This is a genomic window from Leifsonia sp. P73 (assembly GCF_051059105.1).
In the GTDB taxonomy this organism is placed as follows: domain Bacteria; phylum Actinomycetota; class Actinomycetes; order Actinomycetales; family Microbacteriaceae; genus Leifsonia.
The window spans coordinates 960,444-982,728 of sequence record NZ_CP194931.1; the positions used below are offsets into that span (position 1 = coordinate 960,444).

Here is a 22,285-nt window from a genome sequence, read left to right on the forward strand (position 1 = left end):
GGTCTGTGGAGGACGACCTCCGTCATGTTCGTTCACACTGCCTTCAGAGGACCGCCGAGCGCGCGTATCGTCACGCTCACCATGTCCGCACCCTCCGCCCTCCTCGTCCTGCTCGTGCTGGTCGCCGTCGCCACGGCGGCCGGCATCCTCTGGCGCGCCCGCACCGGCCGGGTCCGCTCGACGCGGTCCGACCGCGTGACCGCCGCCGAGGTGGGCGCGGCAGGACTCGGCTCGCGCGCGACGCTCGTCCAGTTCTCCACCGCCTTCTGCGCCCAGTGCCCGTCGACCGCGCGCGTGCTGCACGGCGTCGCGGGCGAGCACGACGGCGTCGAGCACCTCGACGTCGACCTGACCGTCCGGCCGGAGCTCGCGCGCCGGTTCGGCGTGCTGCAGACCCCGACCACCCTGCTGCTCGACGCCCGCGGAACCGTCCGCGGCCGCATCGCCGGGGCCGCGCGGCCCGGCGACGTGCGCAGCGCCCTCGACCGCATCCTGACGGAGTGATCATGACCGACGTCCCGAAGACCCCCGCCACCGGCATCGACCCGCGTTCGCCGCGGTTCGGCGCCGCGATCACGGCCGTCCTGCTGCTGATCGACCTCTTCCTCGCCCTCACCGGCGCGACCGTCGCCGCCGCGGTGCTGCTGCTCCTGATCGCCGCCCTGTTCGCCTGGGGAGCCTTCGCCGGCGTGCGCCGCCATCCGTACGGCCTGCTGTACCGGGTCGCGGTCCGCCCCGGCTGGCGCCGCCGACCGAGCTGGAGGACCCGGCCCCGCCGACGTTCGCGCAGGCCGTCGGGCTCGTCGTCACCGGGCTCGGCCTGCTCCTGTTCGTGCTCGGCGTGCCCGCCGCGCTGCCGATCGCGGCCGCGCTGGCGTTCGTCGCGGCCTTCCTGAACGCCGCGTTCGGGTACTGCCTGGGCTGCCAGATCTACCTGCTGCTCGTGCGGGCCGGCGTCATCCGGAGGCGGGCGAGCACGGTCTGAGGACCGAAACCGGGAATCCCCCGGACGGGGGTCGACGCGTCGGTTGCCGCCAGTAGTCTGGTCGGACCCGCGGCATTCCGTTGCGGGAACAACAGGAGGTCTCATGGCAGTCACCAGCGAATCCACCACGGTCTGGACCGGCGATCTGAAGTCCGGTTCGGGGACGGTCTCGCTCGACTCGTCGGGTGCGGCGACGCTCTCGGTGAACTGGAAGGCGCGCTCGGAGGGCGGAGCGGAGACCTCCACGCCCGAGGAGCTGCTGGGCGCCGCCCACTCCGCCTGCTTCTCGATGGCGTTCTCCAACGTCCTCGCGGCCTTCGGCACGGCGCCGGAGAGCATCCGCACGACCGCCGCGGTGACCTTCGACCCCGCGGAGGGCATCACCGGCAGCCACCTCCTGGTCGAGGCGACCGTCCCCGGGCTCGGCGAGGAGGACTTCCAGCGCCTGGCCGACGAGGCCAAGCGCACCTGCCCGGTCTCGCGGGCGCTCGTCGGCATCCCGATCACGATCGAAGCGACGCTGGCCTGAGCCGGACGGGACCTGAGTCCATGCGCGTGCTCGTGGCCGGCGCGTCCGGCATGATCGGCACCGAGCTCGTCCGCGGGCTGCGGGCGGAGGGCCACGTCGCCCTCCGCCTGGTGCGACGGGAGCCGGCCGCCGCGGACGAACGCGCCTGGGCACCCTCGGCGCGGAGCATCGACCTGCGGCTGCTGGACGACGCGGACGCCGTGGTGAACCTCTCCGGGGCCTCCCTCAACCGGCTGCCCTGGACGGCCGCGCACAAGCGCCGCATCCTCGACTCGCGCCTGGCCGCGACGGGCACGCTCGCGGACGGGATGCGCCAGGCCGCGAACCCGCCCGGCGTCTTCCTCAGCGGAGCGGCGGTCGGGTACTACGGCGACCGGCCGGGTCAGACTCTGACCGAGGACGCCGCCAAGGGCGACGGGTTCCTCTCGGACGTGGTGGAGGCCTGGGAGACCGCGGCGCACCTCGCGCCGACGGGGACCTGCGTCGTCACCCTCCGCACCGGCGTCGTGGTCGGGCCCGGCGGCGCGATGGCGCCGCTGCTGCCGCTGGCGAAGCTCGGGCTCGTCGGCCCGATCGCGGGCGGCCGGCAGCACTGGCCGTGGGTGAGCCTGCATGATGAGGCGGCCGCGATCGTCCACCTGCTGACCTCCGGCCTGAGCGGGCCGGTGAATCTCGTCGGCCCGGAGCCCGCGACCGCCGCTGAGGTGCTGCGTGCGCTGGCGAACGCGGTGCACCGCCCGTACGGCCTCCCGCTGCCGCGGCCGGTCGTGACCCTCGCGCTCGGCGAGGCCGGCCGCGAGCTGCTGCTCGCGGATCAGCGGGTGCTTCCGCAGCGTCTGCTCGACGACGGGTTCGTGTTCCGCGACGCGACCGTGCAGGAGGCGATGGCGCGGCTGGTGGAGCGGTCCTAGCGGGCCGCGCGCTCCTGCGTCCGGTACAGCCCGATCGCCTGCCGCAGCGCTGCACGCGCCCGGCGGCGGTCGCCGCTCGCGTCGTAGGCGAGCCCGAGCCGGAACCACGCCCGCCAGCTCTCCGGCGACGCCTCCACCTCGGCCTTGAACTGCGGGAACTCCGCGTCGGCGGCGTCGCGCTGCGGGCGGCCGGAGGCGCGGTGCGGGAGGTCGTCCTCCGGCAGCGTCCCCTCGGCGGCCATCAGCTTGACGAGCTTCTCGGTGCGGAGGCCGAACAGCAGCTCGCGGATGAGCGCCCAGGCCGCGACGAGCCCGATCACGATCAGCGCGACGCTCATCGCGATGCCCACGGCCGACCCGGAGGCGAACAGCAGCACGCTCCGCTGGAAGACCAGCACGAGGTACACGACGAGCAGCAGCGCCATGAACAGCGCCGAGAGACGGTTGCGCATCGGGAGGCCTACACCTCGCGGACGGTCGGGCGCGGCGGCTCCCCGTCCGGCTCGGAGATGCCGAGGTCGACCAGCTTGTCCAGGCCGACGAGCACGCCCGTGGTCGTCGCGGCGGCGCGCAGGGCGAGCAGGATGCCGGTCTCGTACGCCTCCTGTCCCATCGCGTCGTGGCGGATGGTGAGGGTCTCCCCGCCCCGCCGAAGATCACCTGCTGCTGGGCGGAGACGCCGCGCATCCGGAGGCTGTGGATCGGCACGCTGCCGACCTGCTGGCCGCGCGCCCGCTGGTCGGTGTGCGGCGCGTCCACCGGGCCGCGCTGGAGGCGGGCGGCCGCGATCAGCTCGGCGGTCCGCACCGCGGTGCCGGAGGGCGAGTCGACCTTGCCCGGGCCGTGCGTCTCCACGATCTCGATCGAGTCGAAGAACCGGGCGGCGACGGTCGCGAACGCGGTGCCGAGCGCGGAGCCGAGGGAGAAGTTCGGGATGACGACGGCGCCGGCGCCCTCGTGCTCGGCGACCCGGCGCTCCAGGTCCAGGATGCGGTCGGCCGACCAGCCCGAGGTCCCGACCAGCACGTTGAGGCCGTGGTCGACCGCGAAGGCGACGATCCCCGGGCTGACCTGCGGGAGGGTCATGTCCACCAGCACGTCGGCGCCGAGCATGGCCTCGAGCGGAGTGCGGGAGTCGAGCGCTGCCACCAGCTCCAGGTCATCGGCCGCCTCGATGAGACGGACCGCCACGGATCCGAGCTTGCCGGTCGCCCCGGCAACGGCCACGCGAATAGTCACCCGTCCACCCTACCCGCGCACATTCGGCACGAATGCCGGATAACGCGCCGCCGAACGCAACATTCGGCACGAATCGCCGCCGGTTACGCTGGGACGATGGTGTCTTTTGCCGATGTCTCCGTCACCGACGCGACCGCCCACCGGATGCTCGCGGACTACTTCGCCGAGCGCGCGAAGACGTTCCCCGCGTCCCAGGGCGCGTACCGCACGACCTTCCCCGACCCCGGCCAGTTCGTCCCGCCGGCCGGCGTCTTCGTGCTGGCGTACGACGACGGGGAGGCCGGCTGCGGCGGCATCCGGGAGCTGACCGTCCCGCTGTCGGAGACCGACGACGGCGAGCAGATCGTCCGCTACGAGATCAAGCATCTCTGGGTGGCGCCCGCGCACCGCGGTCAGGGCCTCGGCCGCGCCATCCTCGCCGAGCTGGAGCACCGCGCGCGCGGCTTCGGCGCGACCGAAGTCGTCCTCGACACCAACGCGAGCCTGGAGGCGGCCGGCGGCCTCTACCGCTCGCACGGCTACGAGAGCATCCAGCCCTACAACGACAACCCCAACGCGACGGACTGGTTCCGCAAGCGGCTCGGCCCGAACGTCACGCCGGCCTGAGCGGTCAGACCGGCTGCAGCTCCGGGAGGCCGGTGCGAAGCTCGACCGGCAGGTGGCCGAGGTCGTTGTGCACCACCAGCACGGGCGGCTTCGCCGAGCGCACCCGGATGATGGTGAGCCCGCAGTTGGCCTGGTTGAGGCCGAGCCAGCGCCAGGCCGGCGCGTCGAAAACGTGCCGGACGAACCAGCCGATGACGAAGTTGTGCGTCACCAGCAGGTCGTGCCTGTCGCCCATCGCGGGCGTCAGGAACTCGTTCACCGCGTCGTCCATCTGGGCGCGGCCTGCGTCGATCTCTGCTTCCGTGACGGAGCCGAAGAACGACTCGAACGCCTTGGGCATGTCGGGCGTCGGCCCGGACGGGATGCAGTCGAACAGCAGGCTGGACGGCTCCGGCACCACGGCGGGCATCCGCTCGGCGATGATGGAGGCCGTCTGCTCCGCGCGCACGAGCGGCGAGTGGTACATGCCGGTGAGCGGGAGGCCGCTGAGCCGGTCGGCGATGAGCTGCGCCTGGCGCTTGCCGCGCGGTGAGAGCGGTCCGTCGGGCAGGCCGTGCTCGGCGTCCTGCTGCTCGCCGTGACGCACGAGATAGAGGTAATGGGGCACCGGTAGACCTTTCGAGGTGACGGGAATGGAGAGGCGGTCAGGCCACGAGGCCCGCGAAGACGTCGTCGTCGACGCCACCCACCGCGGAGATCGAGACCGGGCGGTCGGCCAGGTCACGTGCGAGTTCTTGGACGTCACCGGCGGTGACGAGGTGCAGCCGCCGGAGGCTCTCGTCGAGGTCGGCGAACTCCCCAGGCTGATCTCGGCGCGGCCGAGCCGCGACATCCGGGTGTCGGAGTCCTCCAGCGCGAGCGCCGCGCCGCCGGAAAGCTGGCCGACCGCGCGGCGGAGCTCGTCCGCCGACACCCCGCCGTCGGCGAGGCGGTGCAGCTCGGAGAGCATCAGCTCGGCGACCTGCCTGGCCTTCGCCGGGGCGCAGGCGGAGAACAGCCCGAAGACGCCGGCGTCGGAGTAGGAGCCGGAGAACGAGTAGACCGCGTAGGCGAGGCCGCGCTTCTCGCGGACCTCCTGGAACAGCCGGCTCGACATCCCGCCGCCGAGGATGGAGTTGAGCACGCTCATCGTGGTGCGGCGCTCGTCGGTCGCGACGATGCCGGGCATCCCGATGATGAGGTTCGCCTGCTCGATCGGACGCGTGACGGTCACGACCGAGGCGCCGCGCTCGACGGTCGCGGGCGCGGTCGGACGGCGGTCGACCGGGGCGGCCTCCTCGTCCCGGTCCCAGCCCGCGGCGTCGAGCGCGCGCCGCACGCCCGCCACGAGCACGTCGTGGTCGACCGCGCCCGCGGCCGTCACGACCAGGTCGCGCGGCCGGTAGTTGGCCCGGTAGTGGCTCCAGACGGCGTCGCGGGTCGCGGCGCGGATGGTGTCCGGACGGCCGCCGATCGGCCGCCCGAGCGGATGGCCGCCGAGAACCGCGGTGAAGAGCCGCTCGTTGGCGACGTCGGACGGGTCGTCCTCCGCCATCGACAGCTCTTCGAGGATGACGCCGCGCTCGTTCTCGAACTCGGTGGGGTCGAGCACCGACGAGGTGAGCATGTCGCCGATGACCTCCACCGCCATCGGGAGGTCGCGGTCCTGCACCTTGGCGTAGTAGCAGGTGTACTCCTTGGCCGTCATGGCGTTGTGCTCGCCGCCGACCGAGTCGAAGGACACCGCGATGTCGAGGGCGGTGCGCGTGCGCGTGCCCTTGAAGAGGAGGTGCTCGAGGAAGTGCGTGGAGCCGAGGCTGCCCGCCACGTCGGCGATCTCGTCCCGCGAGCCGACGGCCACCCAGTAGCCGAGCGTGGCGCTGCGCGCGCCCGGCACCTGCTCGCTGAGGATGCGGACGCCGTTGGGCAGGATCGTGCGGCGGACGAGGGCCTCGCCGGAAGCGGCGAAAGCGAGATCGGCCAGACCGAGCGGGAGGTCGACTGCGCTGTTCATCCCCTCCACCCTACGCCAGCGCTCGATCGATCGCGGAGACTGGGAAATTGAGGACAAACAGACTGGTCTGTCTACCACTATACTGAAGTGACCACCCCGACCGGTCGTCCCCCCTCGGGCCGGTCGGGGGGTTCTCAGAGAAGAGTGGAGGCCGAGCCTCCCGGAGAGAGGAGACGATCAGATGGTCGTAAGTGCCCGCGCCACCATCCGGCCGCCCGCACCGTCGAAGATCAAGATCCTCGCGACTGCCGACGAACTCTTCTACGAGGAGGGCATCCACACGGTCGGCGTCGACCGCATCATCGCGGGCGCCCGGGTGACGAAGGCGACTTTCTACAAGCACTTCCGCTCCAAGGACCTCCTGATCATCGCCTACGTCGAGGGCCGGGACCGTCAGGTGCGCGAATGGTTCGCCGAGAAGGAGGCGGAGCTGTCCGACCCGACGGCGATCGCCCGCGCGCTCGTGGACTCCATCAACGCCGAGGCGGTGCGACCCGGCTTCCGCGGCGACCCGTTCATCAACGCGGCGGCGCAGTTCGCCGATGAGACCCACCCCGTGCGCGTCGCCGTGACCGCGCACCGGGACTGGTACGCGAAGCACATCGAGGAGCTGTTCCGCCAGATCGGTCACCCGCGGCCGGGCGACGCGGCGGACGACCTCATCCTCGCGCGCGACGGCGCCCTGGCCGGGGGTTACGTGGGCGATCCGATCGCGGCGGGCGCGGCCCTGCATCGGGCGCTGGACCACATCCTCTCCGAGGCGTAGCCCGCAGCCTGCCGGCGGCGCTACTCGGAGACGCGGTCGAGGTCGAGCATCTGGGCTCGGGTGAGGCGGATGCCGGCGGCGGCCATCAGGCCGTCGACCTGTTCGGGGCGGCTGGCGCTCGCCACCGGGGCCACGATGGTGCGCTTGGCCAGCAGCCAGGCGATCGCGACGCTCGCCGCGGACACTCCGTGCTCGGCGGCGATGCGGTCGAGCGCCGCCAGGACGCGCATGCCCTTGCGGTTGACGTACGCCGAGGCGCGCACGCTGCGGGCGTCGGCGCTCAGGTCGGACTTCGAGCGGTACTTGCCCGTGAGGAAGCCGTTGGCCAGCGCGTAGTACGGCATCACGGCGAGGCCCTGGGCGGCGGCGACGATGCGCAGCGCGCTCTCGAACTCGGCGCGGTGCATGAGGTTGTACTGGGTCTGGATGGCGACGAACTTCGGGAGGCCGGCCGACGCCAGCACGCGCGCCTCGATCAGCCGGTCCGCGCTGAAGTTGGACGCGCCGAGGTAGCGGACCTTGCCCGTCTCGATGAGCCACTCCGCGGTCGCCAGGCTGTCCTCCAGCGGCACCTCGGGGTCGTCGTCGTGGAAGTACAGCAGGTCGATGTGGTCGGTCTGCAGGCGCTCGAGGGAGGCCTCCACGGCGCGCACGATGCTCACCGAGCCGAGGCCCGGGTTCTCGTGGTGGCGGCCGACCTTGGTCGCGACCACCAGGTCGTCGCGGTTGCGGCGCTCGTGCATCCACTTACCGATGAGGACCTCGCTGCGGCCGCCGACGTAGCTGTCGGCGGTGTCGATGAAGTCGCCGCCGCGCGAGGCGAAGCGGTCGAGGATCGCCAGCGACGTGTCGCCGTCGGCGGTCCAGCCGAAGACGCTGGCGCCGAGCGACAGCGGGTACACCGCGAGGTCGCTCTCGCCGATGCGGCGAGGGGCGATGATCGAGAGCGGGCCGGTGCGCTCCAGGCCGCTGTCGATGTCGAGGGGGCCGCCGGTGTCGGTGGACGGCTCGGAGTAGGTCAGGGCCGGGCGCGCGGGCTCGGCGGGCCGCGGCGAGGTCGTCGCCGGCCGCGCGGGCAGGGCAGCCGACGTGCCGTCGGCGTCCGACGCGACCGCGGCGGCGGGAGTGCGGAGGCCGACACTCTCGAGCAGGCGCAAGGGAAGGAGCTGTGGCATCTCATCCCCCTTCCAGTCGTTCGAGCGGGTGTTCACGCTGCCGATCGATTCGTGGCTCGAATCGATTCGAGGGTGCTCTTCTCTGGAACGTTAAGGGCAGAGTACGGCATGCCGCCGACACGGCACGACCAAACCGGTGAACGGCGCAGAAATCGTTCATCACAGTTTCATCACAACGTGCTGGTCGCCCTCCGAAGCACCGATCGGGCGTGCGAGAGGACCGGTCCGTCGACCATCCTGCCGTTGTGGCGGAACACTCCCCGCCCGCCGCCCTGGCCGCCTCCAGCAGCTCGACGGCCTCCGCCACCTGGGCCTCGTCCGGCCGGTACGCGGCGCGGACGGTCTCCACCTGCGAGGGGTGGATGCAGGCGGTCGCGGCGAACCCGACGGCGACCGCGTCCTCGGCCTCCGCGGCGAGCCCGTCGAGGTCGGCGATGTCCAGGTGGACCGTGTCGACGGCCGGTTTCCCGGCGGCTCCGGCGGCGAGCAGCACCGCCGAGCGCGCGTGGGTCGCCACGTCGCGGTAGCGGCCGTCCTGGTGCCGGCTCGACGTTCCGCCGAGCGAGGCGACCAGGTCCTCCGCGCCCCACATCAGCGCGACGACCCCGTCGGCGGCCGCGAGCTCCCCGCCGCCAGCACCCCTGCCGCGGTCTCGCACAGGGCGATCACGTGGAGGCCGGCGAGGGCGGAGAGGTCGGCCGCGCGCTCGGCCTTCGGCAGCATCACGGCCGTGTACGGCGTGAGCGTGAGGGCCGCGAGGTCGGCCGCCTGGTCGTCGGTGCCCGCCGGATTGACCCGCACGATCACCCGCGACGGGTCCAGGTCGGAGGCGGCGAGCGCCTCGCGGGCCGCCGGCCGGCGCGCGGGGTCGACGGCGTCCTCGAGGTCGAGGATGACCGCGTCCGACCGCTCCAGCGCCTTGGCGTACCGGTCGGGCCGGTCGGCCGGGCAGAACAGCAGCGCGGGGCCCCACGGGAACGGCGTCATACGTCGCTCCTTCCGAGGTGCGCGTCGCGGCACCACACCATCACCTGGCGGGTCGCGGTGGCGACGACGACGCCGTCCTGGTTGCGGCCGGTGTGCTCCAGTGTCACGATCCCCTGGCCGGGGCGGGAGGCCGACAGCCGCTTGGCGGTCACCGTCGTCTCCGAGTAGAGCGTGTCGCCGTGGTAGAGCGGATGCGGGAAGGAGACTTCCGAGAAGCCGAGGTTCGCGACGATCGTGCCCTGGGTGAGCTGGGCGACCGAGGCGCCGACGATCGTCGCGAGCGTCCACATCGAGTTCATCAGCCGCTTCCCGAACGGCTGGCGCGCCGACCACGCGGCGTCCAGGTGCAGCGCTTGCGTGTTCATCGTGAGCGTGGTGAAGAGGACGTTGTCGGCCTCCGTCACCGTGCGGCCGGGGCGGTGCAGGTAGCGGGTCTCCAGCTCGAACTCCTCGTAGTAGAGGCCGCGCTGCTCGATCTCCTTCATGATGCCGCCTCCAACTCCACCGCGAGCGGGGCTCCCGTCGCGGCCACGACCTCCTCGACCGTCACGCCCGGCGCGGTCTCGCGCAGCACGAGCCCGTCCGGCGTCACGTCGATCACGGCGAGGTCGGTGATGATGCGGTCCACGCAGCCGGTGCCGGTGAGCGGGAGGCTGCACTCGGCGAGGATCTTGGGCCGGCCCTCCTTGTCGACGTGCTCCATCATCACGATCAGCCGCTTGGCGCCGAAGACGAGGTCCATCGCCCCGCCCATGCCCTTGACCATCTTGCCGGGAATCATCCAGTTGGCCAGGTCGCCGGAGGCCGAGACCTCCATCGCGCCGAGCACGGCGACGTCGACGTGGCCGCCGCGGACCATCCCGAACGACAGCGACGAGTCGAAGTAGGCCGCGCCGCGCTTGACGGTGACGGTCTCTTTCCCCGCGTTGATGAGGTCGGGGTCCACGTCGGCGTCGGCCGGGTAGGGGCCGACCCCGAGCACGCCGTTCTCGGAGTGCAGGATGACCTCCACGCCCTCCGGGATGTAGTTCGGGATGAGCGTCGGCATGCCGATGCCGAGGTTGACGTACTGACCGTTCTCCAGCTCCTGCGCCACGCGGGCGGCGAGCTCGGTGCGGGTGAGGCTCATCGGGCGCTCCCTTCCTGGGCCGAGGCGACCGTGCGCCGCTCGATCCGCTTCTCCACGTCGGGCGCGTGCACGACGCGCTGGACGAAGATCCCGGGCAGGTGCACCTCCCCCGGCGCGAGCTCGCCGGGCTCGACCAGCTCCTCCACCTCGGCGATGGTGATGCCGCCGGCCATGGCGGCGAGCGGGTTGAAGTTCATCGCGGCGGCGTGGAACACGAGGTTGCCGTGCCGGTCGCCCTTCGCGGCGTGCACGAGGGCGAAGTCGGGACGCAGCGAGCGCTCGAGCACGTAGGAGGCGCCGTCGAACTCGCGCACCTCCTTCGGCTCGCTCGCGACCGCGACCGACCCGTCGTCGCTGTAGCGCCGAGGGAGGCCGCCGAGCGCGATCTGCGTGCCGACGCCGGCCGGGGTGTAGAAGGCAGGGATGCCCGCGCCGCCCGCCCGCAGCTTCTCGGCGAGCGTGCCCTGCGGGGTCAGCTCCACCTCCAGCTCGCCGGAGAGGAACTGGCGCGCGAACTCTTTGTTCTCGCCGACGTACGAGCTGACCATCTTGCGGATGCGGCGCTGGGCGAGCAGGAGGCCGAGCCCCAGTCGTCCACGCCGCAGTTGTTGCTGACCACTTCCAGGTCGGTCGTCCCGGCCTCCAGCAGCGCCTGGATGAGCGCGCTCGGGATGCCGCACAGCCCGAAGCCGCCGACCGCCAGCGAGCTCCCGCTCGGGATGTCGGCCACGGCCTCCGCGGCGCTCCCCACCGTCTTGTCGATCATCCGATCTCCTGTCTCACGCCGCCGAGAAGGCGGAAGTGCTCCGAAATGCGTCGAGTGGTCAGATTGTCCGCCGTCTCGGCGGGCTGGGGCTAGGAGTCGAAGCCGAGGGAACGGGCGATGATCATGAGCTGGACCTCGGTGGTGCCCTCGCCGACCTCCAGGATCTTCGAGTCGCGGTAGTGGCGGGCGACCGGGTTCTCGTTGAGGAAGCCGTAGCCGCCGAAGATCTGGGTCGCGTCGCGCGCGTTGTCCATCGCGGCCTCGCTGCCGACCAGCTTGGCGATGGAGGCCTCCATCTTGAACGGGACGCCGGCCATCAGCTTGAACGCGGCGTCGTAGTACGCCAGCCGCGCCGCGTGCACCCGGGCCTGCATCCGCGCGATCTTGAAGGCGATGTACTGGTTGGAGCCGATAGAACGGCCGAAGACGTTGCGCGACTGCGCGTAGCGCACCGCCTCGTCCAGGCAGCCCTGCGCGGCGCCCGTGCAGAGGGCGGCGAAGGCGACCCGGCCCTCGTCGAGCGTCTGGAGGAAGTTGGCGTAGCCGCGGCCGCGCTCGCCGAGGAGGTTGGCCTCCGGCACGTGCACGTCGGTGAGCGTCAGCGGGTGGGTGTCGGAGGTGTGCCAGCCGACCTTGTCATAGACGGGCTCGGCGACGAAGCCGGGCGTGCCGGTCGGGACGATGATCGCCGAGAGCTCCTTCTTGATGGAGCCGTCCGCGCGCCGCTCCTCGCCGGTCACGGCGGTGATGGTGACGAGCTTGGTGATCTCCGAGCCGGAGTTGGTGATGAACTGCTTGGTGCCGTTCAGGATCCACTCGCCGTCGCGCAGGATCGCGGTGGTCTTGGTGCCACCGGCGTCCGAGCCGGCGTCGGCCTCGGTCAGGCCGAACCCGGCGAGCGCCTCGCCGCGCGCCAGCATCGGCAGCCACTCCTGCTTCTGCTCCTCGGTGCCGTTGCGGAAGATCGGCATCGCGCCGAGGCCGATGCCGGCCTCCAGTGTCACGCCGATGGACTGGTCCACCCGGCCGAGCTGCTCGACCGCGAGGCAGAGCGAGAGGTAGTCCTTGCCCTGGCCGCCGTACTCGACCGGGAACGGGAGGCCGAACAGGCCCATCCGTCCCATCTCGGCGATGATGTCGTACGGGAGGCTGCGCTTGGTGTCGTACTCGTACGCGGCGGGCGCGACGACGGTGTCGGCGAAGTCGCGGACCTGGTCGCGGAGCCGGCGCTGCTCGTCGGTGAGCTCGAAGCCGGCGACGTCGAGGTCGGCCGGGCGTGACATCTGCATGGTCATCGGAGATTCCTGTCTGTTGTGGTGACGGTTCCTGCCGCGGCGTGCTCGCCGTGGGATGGGGCGGCCGATTCTGTCGGCTCGGGGGTGTCCGCCGGGGTGGGCGGGACGTTCGGGGTGGTGCCAGGCGCGGCGGTGGCGGGCGCGGCGGTGGCGGGCGCCTCCGCCGCATCCACGACGGCCACGAGCTGGTCGAGCTTCACCAGGTCGCCCGGCGCGACCTTCACGGTCACGGTGCCGGCGATGGGGGCGACCAGGCGGTGCTCCATCTTCATCGCCTCCACCACGGCCAGCGTGTCGCCGGGCTCGACGACGGCGCCGGACGTGACGGGCACGGCGACGACGGTGCCGGGCATGGGCGAGCGGACCTCGGGATGCGCCGCGGCCTCGCCGCGCTCGCGGGCGGCGAGGTCAGCGGCCAGCCGCTCGGCGGGAGTGCGCAGCCGCAGGGCGCGCGAGCGGCCCCCGTGCGCGAGCCAGACGGTCGCGCCGTCGCGAGCAGTGTCGAAGCGGGTGACCACGCCGTCGAGCTCGAGCACGACGGAGTCGGGCTCGCCTGCCGCGCCGGGCTGCACCGCGACCCGCGCAGTGTGCTCGCGCACCTCGCCGTCGGGTCCGGGCAGGGTCACTCGGTCGCCGTCCACCCGGACGGCCGTCCCGTCCACGTCGTAACGGACGGGCCGCGCGGAGCCGAGCCGCCAGCCGCTGGGCGCGCCCCACAGCGCGCCGACGCCTCCCGGAGTCGCCGTCTCCCGCTCCCGGTGCGCCAGCAGCGCCGCCGCGGCGAGCTCGGCGGCGGAGGCCGGGACCGGATCCAGCGCCGAGAAGCGCCGGTCGATGAGCGTGGTGTCCATGCTGCCCGCGCGGACGTCGTCGTCGGCAAGGAGGTCGCGCAGCCAGGCGATGTTATTCACCAGGCCCAGCACGGCGGTGCCGGCGAGGGCGCGGTCGAGTCGCGCCAGCGCGCCGGCGCGGTCGGGCGCCCACGCGATGACCTTCGCGAGCATCGGGTCGTAGTCGGTGACGACGCGCGTTCCGGCCGCAAGGCCGCTGTCGACGCGGACGCCCTCGCCGGTCGGCTCGCGCAGTGCGAGCACCGCGCCGTCGCCGGGCAGGAAGTCGCGCTCCGGGTTCTCCGCGTACACGCGCGCCTCGACGGCGTGGCCGGTCAGCCGGATGTCGTCCTGGACGAAGCCCAGCGGCTCCCCCGCCGCGACGCGGAGCTGCCACTCGACCAGGTCCACACCGGTCACCAGCTCGGTGACCGGGTGCTCGACCTGCAGTCGGGTGTTCATCTCCATGAAGAAGAACTCGTCGGGGCGCTCGGCGGAGACCAGGAACTCGACCGTTCCGGCTCCGACGTAGCCGACGCTCGCCGCGACCCGGCAGGCCGCCTCGCCGATCCGGGAACGCGTCGCCGCGTCGAGCAGGGGCGACGGCGCCTCCTCGACCACCTTCTGGTGACGGCGCTGCAGGGAGCACTCGCGCTCGCCGAGGTGGACCACCGCGCCGTGCCGGTCGGCGATGATCTGCACCTCGATGTGCCGCGGCGACTCCACCAGCCGCTCCAGGAAGAGCGTGTCGTCTCCGAAGGCCGCGGCCGCGACGCGACGGGCCGCGCGCAGCGCCTCCGGGAGGTCGGCGGCGGCGTGGACCGCCTGCATCCCCTTGCCGCCGCCGCCCGCGGAGGGCTCGACCAGCACGGGATAGCCGATGCGCTCGGCCGCCGCGACGAGCTCGTCGTCGGCGAGGCCGGGCTCCGCGATGCCGGGGATGGTCGGCACCCCCGAGCGGCCGACCTCCTGCTTGGCGGAGATCTTGTCGCCCATGACCTCCAGCGCGCGCACGCCGGGGCCGACGAACACGATGCCCGCGGCCTCGCAGGCGTCGGCGAGCGCGGCGTTCTCGGAAAGGAAGCCGTAGCCGGGGTGCACGGCGGCGGCGCCCGTGCGGCGCGCAGCCTCCACGATGGCCTCGACGGAGAGGTAGCTGTCGCGCGCGGGCGCCGGCCCGATCCGGACGGCCGTGTCCGCGAGCCGGACGTGCGGGGCGTCGCGGTCGGCGTCGCTGAAGACGGCCACCGAGCGGATGCCGAGGCGTCGCAGCGTGCGGATGACGCGGCAGGCGATCTCGCCGCGGTTGGCCACCAGGACGGACTCGAACGGAACGGAGGAGTAGTCGGTCATCGTCGTCACATCCGGAAGAGGCCGAAGGCCGTGTCGGGCAGCAGGGCGCGGGAGCAGACGTCGAGCGCCAGCCCCAGCACCGTGCGGGTGTCCGCGGGGTCGATCACACCGTCATCCCACAGCCGGGCGGTGGAGTAGTAGGGGTTGCCCTGGTCCTCGTACTGCGCGGCGATGGGCGCGCGGAAGGCCGCCTCGTCCTCGGCGCTCCACTCCTCGCCGCGGGCGTCGAGCTGGTCGCGCTTGACGGTGGCGAGCACGCTGGCCGCCTGCTGGCCGCCCATGACGGAGATGCGGGAGGCCGGCCACATCCAGAGGAACCGGGGCGAGTACGCCCGCCCGCACATCGAGTAGTTGCCCGCGCCGAAGGAGCCGCCGATCACGACGGTCAGCTTCGGCACCCGGGTGGTGGCGACAGCGGTCACCATCTTGGCGCCGTTCTTGGCGATGCCCCCCGCCTCGTAGTCGCGGCCGACCATGAAGCCGGAGATGTTCTGCAGGAACACCAGCGGGATCCCGCGTTGGTCGCACAGCTCGATGAAGTGCGCGCCCTTGAGCGCCGACTCGCTGAACAGGACGCCGTTGTTGGCGACGATGCCGACCGGGTGGCCGTGGATGTGGGCGAAGCCGGTCACGAGCGTGGTGCCGTAGTCCGGCTTGAACTCGCTGAACTCCCCCGCGTCCACCAGCCGGGAGATGACCTCGTGCACGTCGTAGGGCGCCTGCACGTCGACCGGGACGACGCCGTAGAGCTCCTCCTGGTCCGCGATCGCGGCGCGGGTGGCCAGCACCTCCCACGCCGGCGCGGCGGGCTTGGGAAGGGTGGCGACGATCTCGCGGACGATCCCGAGCGCGTGCTCGTCGTCCTCCGCCAGGTGGTCGACCACGCCGGAGGTGCGGGCGTGGAGGTCGCCGCCGCCCAGCTCCTCCGCCGTCACGATCTCGCCGATGGCGGCCTTCACCAGCGGAGGGCCGCCGAGGAAGATGGTGCCCTGATTGCGGACGATGACCGTCTCGTCGCTCATGGCCGGGACGTACGCGCCGCCGGCGGTGCATGAGCCGAGGACCGCGGCGATCTGCGGGATCTTCGCCGCCGAGAGCCGGGACTGGTTGTAGAAGATACGGCCGAAGTGATCGCGGTCGGGGAAGACCTCATCCTGCATCGGCAGAAAGGCGCCGCCCGAGTCGACCAGGTAGACGCACGGGAGGTGGTTCTCCAGGGCGATCTCCTGCGCGCGCAGGTGCTTCTTGACGGTCATCGGGTAGTAGGTGCCGCCCTTCACCGTCGCGTCGTTGCAGACGATCATCACGTGGCGGCCCTCGACCAGGCCGATCCCGGCGATGACGCCGGCGGCCGGGCTCTCGTCGCCGTACATCCCGGTCGCGGCCAGCGGGGCGATCTCCAGGAACGGGCTGCCCTCGTCCAGCAGCGCGTCGATGCGGTCGCGCGGCAGCAGCTTGCCGCGGGCGACGTGGCGCTCGCGGGCGCGCTCGGGGCCGCCGGCTGCGGCGACGGCGAGGCGCTCGCGGAGGTCGGCCACCAGCGCGCGCTGGGCGGCGTCGTTCCCCGCCGGCGCGCCGGCGGTGCTCTGGTCGGGCATCGTGCTCAGGGCAGGCATCGTGCTCCCGTGTCCTCATCGACATGAGTTAGTGGTCACTAACTCGAATTTAGGTTAGTGTTCGTTAACCGAATGTCCAGCCCCGCACCTGGGAGTCCGAGAGAGATGACCGAGACCGTACCGGCCGACCCGCTCGCGCGGCCGACCCAGCGCAGTCAGGCCAAGGCCGACCGCCGCGCAGCGCTGCTGGAGGCCGCGGCAGGCAAGTTCGCCGAACGCGGCTTCAACGGCGTCTCGATCGAGGACCTGGGCGCCGCCGCCGGAGTCAGCGGCCCGGCCGTCTACCGGCACTTCGCGTCCAAGCAGGCCGTGCTCGCCGCCCTCCTGGTCGGCGTCAGCGAGAACCTCCTCGACGGCGGCGCCGCGGTCGAGCGGGAGGCCGCCGACCCCGCCGGAGCGCTGCGCGGGCTGATCGCGTTCCATGTGGACTTCGCGTTGACCGAGGCCGACACCATCCGCGTGCAGGACCGCGACCTCGACGCCCTCGCCCCCGAGGACCGCCGCGCGGTGCGCACCCTGCAGCGCCGTTACATCGAGCTGTGGATGCGCGTGCTCGGCGAGCTGCACCCGTCGCTCGCCGCCGACGAGCTGCGCCTGCGCGTGCAGGCGACCTTCGGGCTGATCAACTCCACCCCGCACTCCGCGCGCGCCGGCGCCGCGCACGCGACGGACGCCTCGGTGCGCCCGGTGCTCGAACGGATGGCCTGGGCGGCGCTCACCTCGCGCTGACGCCGCGCCGGCCTCCCCTGACCTCGGGACCACCCGAACCTCCTCTTCGGTACGACACCCGCGTCGGCTAGAGTCCGAACACGCGCCGGGCGACGCCCCCGGCCGATCCGAGGGGAGGCGACGTGGGCGACGACACTCCCCGGCTGAGGTTGCACCATCGGGTGCTGCGGACGCTCGGAGTCACCCTCGCCGTGCTGCTCGTCCTCGCCCTCCTCGCGGGCGGCCTCGCGGTGTGGACGGTCACCCAATCGTTCCCGCAGACCTCCGGCTCGCTGCACGTCAACGGCCTGAGCGCGCCGGTGACCGTGACGCGCGACTCCGCGGGCGTCCCGCAGATCACCGCGCGCACCGCGGACGACCTCTTCCGCGCGCAGGGTTACGTGCACGCGCAGGACCGCTTCTGGGAGATGGACTTCCGCCGCCACGTCACCGCCGGCCGGCTCTCCGAGCTGTTCGGCGCGAGCCAGCTCCCGACGGACACCTTCATCCGCACGCTCGGCTGGCGGGACGTCGCCGAGCAGGAGGTGAAGCAGCTCGACAAGACGTCGCTGCGCTACTACCAGGACTACGCCGACGGCGTGAACGCGTACCTGAAGACCCACTCCGGCCCGGCGCTGTCGCTGGAGTACGCGATCCTCGGCATCCAGAACCCGGACTACCACCCGGAGCAGTGGACGCCGGCCGACTCGGTCGCCTGGCTCAAGGCGATGGCCTGGGACCTCCGCTCCAACCTGGAGGACGAGATCGACCGGGCGCTCCTGGCCACCAAGCTCACGCCCCAGCAGATCGCGGAGCTGCACCCCGCCTACGACTACAGCGCGCACCCGACGATCACGTCGCTCGGCGGCGGCACGCCCGCCACGACGACCCCGGACGCCGCGCCGGCGGGCTCGAAGGCGTCGGCCTCCGCGGCAGGCGACGAGGAGGCGACCACCGCGCTCGCAGCCGTGCCGACCGCCCAGTACCAGGACCGGCTGGAGCAGGTGGCCTCCAGCCTCGACGCCCTCCCGACCCTCATGGGACCGGCCGGCGACGACATCGGCTCGAACTCCTGGGTCGTGTCCGGGGCGCACACCGCGACCGGCAAGCCGCTGCTCGCCAACGACCCGCACCTCGGCGCGGTGATGCCCTCCGTCTGGTACCAGGTCGGCCTGCACTGCGCGGTCGTCGACGCGCAGTGCCCGTTCGACGTCGCCGGGTTCAGCTTCTCCGGGCTCCCCGGGGTGATCATCGGCCACAACGACCGCATCGCGTGGGGGTTCACCAACCTCGGGCCGGACGTGGCCGACCTCTACGTCGAGAAGGTCACCGGCGACACGTACGAGTACGACGGCGCGCAGGTGCCGCTGGCCATCCGGCACGAGACCATCAAGGTCGCGGGAGGCCCGGACGTCCGGATCACCGTCCGCTCAACCCGGCACGGCCCGATCATCACCGACCTCAGCGACGGCTACGGCGTCATCGCGAAGGACCAGGCCGGGAAGCTCGGCGTCCCGGCCCAGCAGTTCCAGCTCTCGCTGGAGTGGACCGCGCTCACGCCCGGCCCGACCGCCGGGGCGATCTTCGCCTTCGACACCGCGCACGACTGGGCGAGCTTCCGGGCGGCCGCGGCGGCGTTCCAGGTGCCGTCGCAGAACCTCCTCTACGCCGACGTCGACGGCAACATCGGCTACCAGGCGCCCGGTCTCATCCCGGTGCGCGCGAAAGGCGACGGGACGGTCCCCGTGCCCGGCTGGACAAGTGCGTACGGCTGGGTCGGCACGATCCCCTACGACCAGCTCCCGAGCGTGCTGAACCCGCCGAGCGGGTACATCGTGACGGCCAACAACGCCGCCGTCGGCCCGCAGTTCCCGGCGACGATCACGCAGGACTGGGACGCCGGCTACCGCGCGAACCAGATCCAGCTCCGCCTGACGAAGCTGCTGGACGCGGGGCACAAAGTCACCTCGAAGGACATGTCCGCCATCCAGGCCGACACCTACGACGCCAACGCGGCGACGCTCGCTCCCCTGCTCGTCGCCGTCGGAGCGAAGGCCGACCCGATCTCCGGCGTGGCCAAGGGCGCGGCCCTGCTGCGCGGCTGGAACTACCACGACGATGGCGACAGCGCCGCCGCGGCCTACTTCGCGGTGTTCTGGAAGAACCTCCTGGCCGACGCGTTCGGCCGCAAGCTCCCGGCCGACGCGCAACCGACCGGCGGCGACCGCTGGTTCCAGGTCGTCCAGGCGCTCGTGAAGCAGCCGGACTCGGCGTGGTGGGCGGACAGCCGTCTCGGCACGCTCGACCGGGACGACATGATCGAGTACGCGGCGAACCAGGCGTGGAAGGAGACGCAGAGCACCCTCGGCGGCGACCCCGCGAGCTGGCGCTGGGACCGCCTGCACACCCTGGAGCTCACCAACGCGTCGTTCGGGTCGTCCGGTGTCGCACCGATCGAGTGGCTGTTCAACCGCGGGCCGTACCCGCTGGGCGGCGGGTCGAGCGTCGTGGACGCGACCGGCTGGGACGCCTCCGACGGCTACCAGGTCGACCGGGCGCCGTCGATGCGGATGGTGGTCGACCTCGCCGACTTCGACCGCAGCACCTGGATCAACCTCACCGGCGCGTCAGGACACGCGTTCGACTCCCACTACGCCGACCAGGCGCGGCTGTGGGCGGTCGGCCGGACCCGGCCCTGGCCGTTCTCGCCGAAGGCCGTGCGGGCTGCTGCCGATCAGACGCTCACGCTGACGCCGTAGCGTCGCGCGACGCTCAGCGGGCGGTGGGCCAGCTGCGCTCGCTGTCGCCGACGTAGAGCTGCTGCGGGCGACCGATCTTGGTGCTCGGGTCCTGCGTCATCTCGCGCCAGTGGGCGATCCAGCCCGGGAGGCGGCCGATCGCGAACAGGACCGTGAACATCCGGGTCGGGAAGCCCATCGCCTTGTAGATCACGCCGGTGTAGAAGTCGACGTTCGGGTAGAGGCGGCGGTCCACGAAGTACTGGTCCGCGAGCGCGACCTCTTCGAGCTCCTTCGCGATGTCGAGCAGCGGGTCGTGCACGCCGAGGGCGGCGAGCACCTCGTCCGCCGACTGCTTGACGAGCCGGGCGCGCGGGTCGAAGTTCTTGTAGACGCGGTGCCCGAAGCCCATCAGCTTGACGCCGGACTCCTTGTTCTTCACCCGCTCCACGAACTTCTGGACGCTCTCCCCGGAGTCGCGGATGTCCGCGAGCATCTGCAGGACGGCCTCGTTGGCGCCGCCGTGCAGCGGGCCGTAGAGGGCGTTGATGCCGGCCGAGACCGAGGCGAACAGGTTCGCCTGCGTGGAGCCGACGAGGCGCACCGTCGAGGTGGAGGCGTTCTGCTCGTGGTCCTCGTGGAGGATGAGCAGCCGCTCCAGCGCGCGCGAGAGCACGGGGTTCACCTCGTACGGCTCGGCCATGGTGCCGAAGTTGAGCCGCAGGAAGTTGTCCACGAAGCTCAGCGAGTTGTCCGGGTAGAGGAACGCCTGGCCGATGCTCTTCTTGTGCGCGTAGGCCGCGATCACAGGAAGCTTGGCGAGGAGGCGGATGGTCGAGAGCTCCACCTGCTCCGGGTCGCTGACGCTGAGCGAGTCCTGGTAGAAGGTCGACAGGGCCGAGACGGCGCTGGAGAGCACCGACATCGGGTGCGCGTCGTGCGGCAGGGCGCTGAAGAAGCGGCGCAGGTCCTCGTGCAGCAGCGTGTGGCGGCGGATGCGCTCATCGAAGTCGGCGAGCTCGGCCGGCGTCGGCAGCTCGCCGTGGATGAGCAGCCAGGCGACCTCGAGGAACGTCGAGTTCTCGGCGACCTGCTCGATCGGGTAGCCGCGGTAGCGCAGGATGCCCGCATCGCCGTCGATGTAGGTGATCGCCGAACGCGTGGCGGCGGTGTTGACGAAGCCGTAGTCGAGGCTGGTGAGCCCGGTCTGCCGGGTCAGGCTGGAGAGGTCGATGCTCGACGCGCCCTGCGTGCTCGGCAGGATCGGGAACTCCGCGACGCCGCCGGGGTAGCTCAGGCGGGCGGTGGCCGCATCCTGGGCGGGGCCGCGCTGCTCCGCCTGCGGCTGCGCGACGGTCCGATCGGTGCCGGCCTGCTCGGTGCCGAGTCCGCTCACAACGCCTCCTGAGTGGTTTGGGGATGCTTCGCGTGCCGATCGTGTCGGCGACGCAGTGAAGCCGTGCTGGTACAGCCTAGCCAACCCACGCGACAACTGTCGCATCGGGCAAAGCCGGGGGAGGTCCTTTAGAGGGTCTCTCCAAAGGCGCGCAAGCGGGAGGCCGCGGCGGCGATCCGCTCGTCGGTGGCGGTGAGCGACAGGCGCACGTGCTCCGCATTGTGGTCGCCGTAGAAGACGCCGGGACCGGCCAGGATGCCGAGGTCGGCGAGCCGGCCGATGCTCTCCCAGGCGTCGCGTCCCTCGCTCGCCCAGAGGTAGAGCCCGGCCTCGCTGCGGTCGATGCGGAAGCCCGCGGCCTCCAGCGCCGGCTTCAGCAGCGCGCGCCGTGCCCGGTAGCGCTCGCGCTGCTCGGCCACGTGCGCGTCGTCGCCGAGCGCGACGACCATCGCGGCCTGCAGCGGCGACGGCAGCATGAGCCCGGCGTGCTTGCGCACTGTGGTGAGGCGCGCGATCAGCGCGCGGTCGCCCGCGATGAACGCCGCCCGGTAGCCGGCGAGGTTGGACTGCTTGCTCAGCGAGTAGACGGCGAGCACGCCGCTGCGGTCGTCGCCGACCACGCGCGGGTCGAGCACGCTGGGGGTCGGTGCGGCGTCCCACGGCGCGTCCCAGCCCAGCTCGGCGTAGCACTCGTCCCCCGCGACGACAGCGCCCAGTTCGCGGGCCCGCGTCACGGCCGCCCGCAGCTCCTCCACCGACAGCACACGGCCGTCGGGGTTGCCCGGGCTGTTGAGCCAGACCAGGCGGGTGTTGTCCGGCCACTCGGCGGGATCGTCGCTCGCCACGGCCTCCGCGCCCGCGAAGGCCGCGCCGATCGCGTAGGTCGGGTACGCGGCGCGGGGGTGCACGACGGCATCCCCTTCGCCGAGGCCGAGGAAGAACGGCAGGAAGGCGACGAGCTCCTTGGAGCCGATGGTCGGGAGGACGTCCTCCGGCGCGAGGCCGGGCACGGACCGGCGACGCGCGAACCACGCGGCGATGGCCTCGCGCAGCGCGGGCGTCCCGACGGTCTGCGGGTAGGCGTGCGCGTCGGTCGCGTGCGCGAGCGCGTCGCGGATGAGAGCGGGCGTCGGGTCGACCGGCGAGCCGATCGAGAGGTCCACGATCCCGGAGGCGTCGCCGAAGGGCACGGCTTCCCGGGCGCGCGCCGCGTACGGCGCCATCAGGTCCCAGGGGTAGTCCGGCAGCTCGCCGAGCGCCACG

At 72.3% G+C, this 22,285-nt stretch carries 17 protein-coding genes and 5 pseudogenes; 8 read left to right on the top strand and 14 right to left on the bottom strand.

The genetic code is table 11. The features are described from left to right. Positions 1–81: 81 nt before the first annotated feature. The 4 genes and pseudogenes from ACQ86L_RS04870 to ACQ86L_RS04885 all read left to right on the top strand — a co-directional run bounded on the left by ACQ86L_RS04870 (position 82) and on the right by ACQ86L_RS04885 (position 2,425). On the top strand, positions 82–504 hold the full coding sequence (locus ACQ86L_RS04870) for a thioredoxin family protein (RefSeq protein WP_434317906.1): 423 nt from the start codon (positions 82–84) through the stop codon (positions 502–504). 2 nt (positions 505–506) lie between these two features. Next, positions 507–985: pseudogene (locus ACQ86L_RS04875) on the top strand (DUF4395 domain-containing protein). 103 nt (positions 986–1,088) lie between these two features. Beyond that, positions 1,089–1,514, top strand: a complete 426-nt coding sequence (locus tag ACQ86L_RS04880) for an OsmC family peroxiredoxin (protein ID WP_370054070.1) — start codon at positions 1,089–1,091, stop codon at positions 1,512–1,514. A gap of 20 nt (positions 1,515–1,534) precedes the next feature. Continuing rightward, positions 1,535–2,425, top strand: a complete 891-nt coding sequence (locus tag ACQ86L_RS04885; RefSeq protein ID WP_434317907.1) for a TIGR01777 family oxidoreductase — start codon at positions 1,535–1,537, stop codon at positions 2,423–2,425. Here the strand turns inward: ACQ86L_RS04885 and ACQ86L_RS04890 are convergent. Together ACQ86L_RS04890 and dapB are read right to left on the bottom strand one after the other, a co-directional pair. Further along, the gene (locus ACQ86L_RS04890) at positions 2,422–2,877 is read right to left on the bottom strand and encodes a hypothetical protein (protein ID WP_434317908.1); all 456 of its coding nucleotides are present in this window, start codon (positions 2,875–2,877) and stop codon (positions 2,422–2,424) included. The genes ACQ86L_RS04885 and ACQ86L_RS04890 overlap by 4 nt on opposite strands. 8 nt (positions 2,878–2,885) lie before the next feature. Further along, a pseudogene (dapB, locus tag ACQ86L_RS04895) lies at positions 2,886–3,664 on the bottom strand (4-hydroxy-tetrahydrodipicolinate reductase). A gap of 96 nt (positions 3,665–3,760) precedes the next feature. Between dapB and ACQ86L_RS04900 the strand changes: the two are divergent. Next, entirely contained in the window at positions 3,761–4,270 is a 510-nt protein-coding gene (locus ACQ86L_RS04900) for a GNAT family N-acetyltransferase (RefSeq protein WP_434317909.1), read from the top strand. A 4-nt stretch (positions 4,271–4,274) separates the two neighbouring features. Here ACQ86L_RS04900 and ACQ86L_RS04905 read toward each other — a convergent pair whose 3' ends face one another. Both ACQ86L_RS04905 and ACQ86L_RS04910 read right to left on the bottom strand, forming a co-directional pair. Continuing rightward, the gene (locus ACQ86L_RS04905) at positions 4,275–5,015 is read right to left on the bottom strand and encodes a histidine phosphatase family protein (protein ID WP_434317910.1); all 741 of its coding nucleotides are present in this window, start codon (positions 5,013–5,015) and stop codon (positions 4,275–4,277) included. After that, positions 4,915–6,263, bottom strand: a pseudogene (locus ACQ86L_RS04910) (M16 family metallopeptidase). Before ACQ86L_RS04910 ends, ACQ86L_RS04905 begins: the two are co-directional and overlap by 101 nt. A gap of 181 nt (positions 6,264–6,444) precedes the next feature. Between ACQ86L_RS04910 and ACQ86L_RS04915 the strand changes: the two are divergent. Then, positions 6,445–7,029, top strand: a complete 585-nt coding sequence (locus ACQ86L_RS04915) for a TetR/AcrR family transcriptional regulator (RefSeq protein WP_434317911.1) — start codon at positions 6,445–6,447, stop codon at positions 7,027–7,029. 20 nt (positions 7,030–7,049) lie between these two features. Here the strand turns inward: ACQ86L_RS04915 and ACQ86L_RS04920 are convergent, their stop codons facing one another. The 8 genes and pseudogenes from ACQ86L_RS04920 to ACQ86L_RS04955 form a co-directional block, all read right to left on the bottom strand. Further along, a complete protein-coding gene (locus ACQ86L_RS04920; RefSeq protein ID WP_434317912.1) occupies positions 7,050–8,204 on the bottom strand; it encodes an aldo/keto reductase in 1,155 nt (384 codons plus the stop codon). A 170-nt stretch (positions 8,205–8,374) separates the two neighbouring features. Further along, positions 8,375–9,191 (bottom strand): annotated as a pseudogene (locus tag ACQ86L_RS04925) (HpcH/HpaI aldolase/citrate lyase family protein). Beyond that, positions 9,188–9,676: a MaoC family dehydratase gene (locus ACQ86L_RS04930; RefSeq protein WP_434317913.1), complete on the bottom strand. Its 489-nt coding sequence runs from the start codon at positions 9,674–9,676 to the stop codon at positions 9,188–9,190. The pseudogene ACQ86L_RS04925 and the gene ACQ86L_RS04930 overlap by 4 nt, the downstream one beginning before the upstream one ends. Beyond that, complete coding sequence (locus ACQ86L_RS04935) at positions 9,673–10,320, bottom strand: CoA transferase subunit B (RefSeq protein WP_434317914.1); 648 nt, start codon at positions 10,318–10,320, stop codon at positions 9,673–9,675. Before ACQ86L_RS04935 ends, ACQ86L_RS04930 begins: the two co-directional genes overlap by 4 nt. Next, a pseudogene (locus ACQ86L_RS04940) lies at positions 10,317–11,086 on the bottom strand (CoA transferase subunit A). Before ACQ86L_RS04940 ends, ACQ86L_RS04935 begins: the two are co-directional and overlap by 4 nt. A gap of 89 nt (positions 11,087–11,175) precedes the next feature. Further along, on the bottom strand, positions 11,176–12,381 hold the full coding sequence (locus ACQ86L_RS04945) for an acyl-CoA dehydrogenase family protein (protein WP_434317915.1): 1,206 nt from the start codon (positions 12,379–12,381) through the stop codon (positions 11,176–11,178). After that, the gene (locus ACQ86L_RS04950; RefSeq protein WP_434317916.1) at positions 12,378–14,564 is read right to left on the bottom strand and encodes a biotin carboxylase N-terminal domain-containing protein; all 2,187 of its coding nucleotides are present in this window, start codon (positions 14,562–14,564) and stop codon (positions 12,378–12,380) included. The genes ACQ86L_RS04945 and ACQ86L_RS04950 overlap by 4 nt, the downstream gene beginning before the upstream one ends. 5 nt (positions 14,565–14,569) lie before the next feature. Next, positions 14,570–16,162 (bottom strand): carboxyl transferase domain-containing protein, encoded by a 1,593-nt coding sequence (locus tag ACQ86L_RS04955; protein WP_434317917.1) that lies wholly within the window; start codon positions 16,160–16,162, stop codon positions 14,570–14,572. 123 nt (positions 16,163–16,285) lie between these two features. On the opposite strand from ACQ86L_RS04955, the gene ACQ86L_RS04960 reads away from it, so the two are divergent. Together ACQ86L_RS04960 and ACQ86L_RS04965 are read left to right on the top strand one after the other, a co-directional pair. Further along, on the top strand, positions 16,286–16,909 hold the full coding sequence (locus ACQ86L_RS04960; RefSeq protein ID WP_434317918.1) for an SACE_7040 family transcriptional regulator: 624 nt from the start codon (positions 16,286–16,288) through the stop codon (positions 16,907–16,909). Positions 16,910–17,031: 122 nt separating this feature from the next. Further along, positions 17,032–19,647 carry a penicillin acylase family protein gene (locus ACQ86L_RS04965; RefSeq protein WP_434317919.1) on the top strand — a complete coding sequence of 872 codons (2,616 nt, stop codon included), beginning with the start codon at positions 17,032–17,034 and terminating at the stop codon, positions 19,645–19,647. Positions 19,648–19,660: 13 nt separating this feature from the next. On the opposite strand, the gene ACQ86L_RS04970 is transcribed toward ACQ86L_RS04965, so the two are convergent. Continuing rightward, the gene (locus tag ACQ86L_RS04970) at positions 19,661–20,923 is read right to left on the bottom strand and encodes a citrate synthase (protein WP_434318844.1); all 1,263 of its coding nucleotides are present in this window, start codon (positions 20,921–20,923) and stop codon (positions 19,661–19,663) included. Between the two features lie 227 nt (positions 20,924–21,150). Further along, the gene (gene dapC / locus ACQ86L_RS04975; protein WP_434317920.1) at positions 21,151–22,284 is read right to left on the bottom strand and encodes a succinyldiaminopimelate transaminase; all 1,134 of its coding nucleotides are present in this window, start codon (positions 22,282–22,284) and stop codon (positions 21,151–21,153) included. Position 22,285 lies beyond the last annotated feature (1 nt).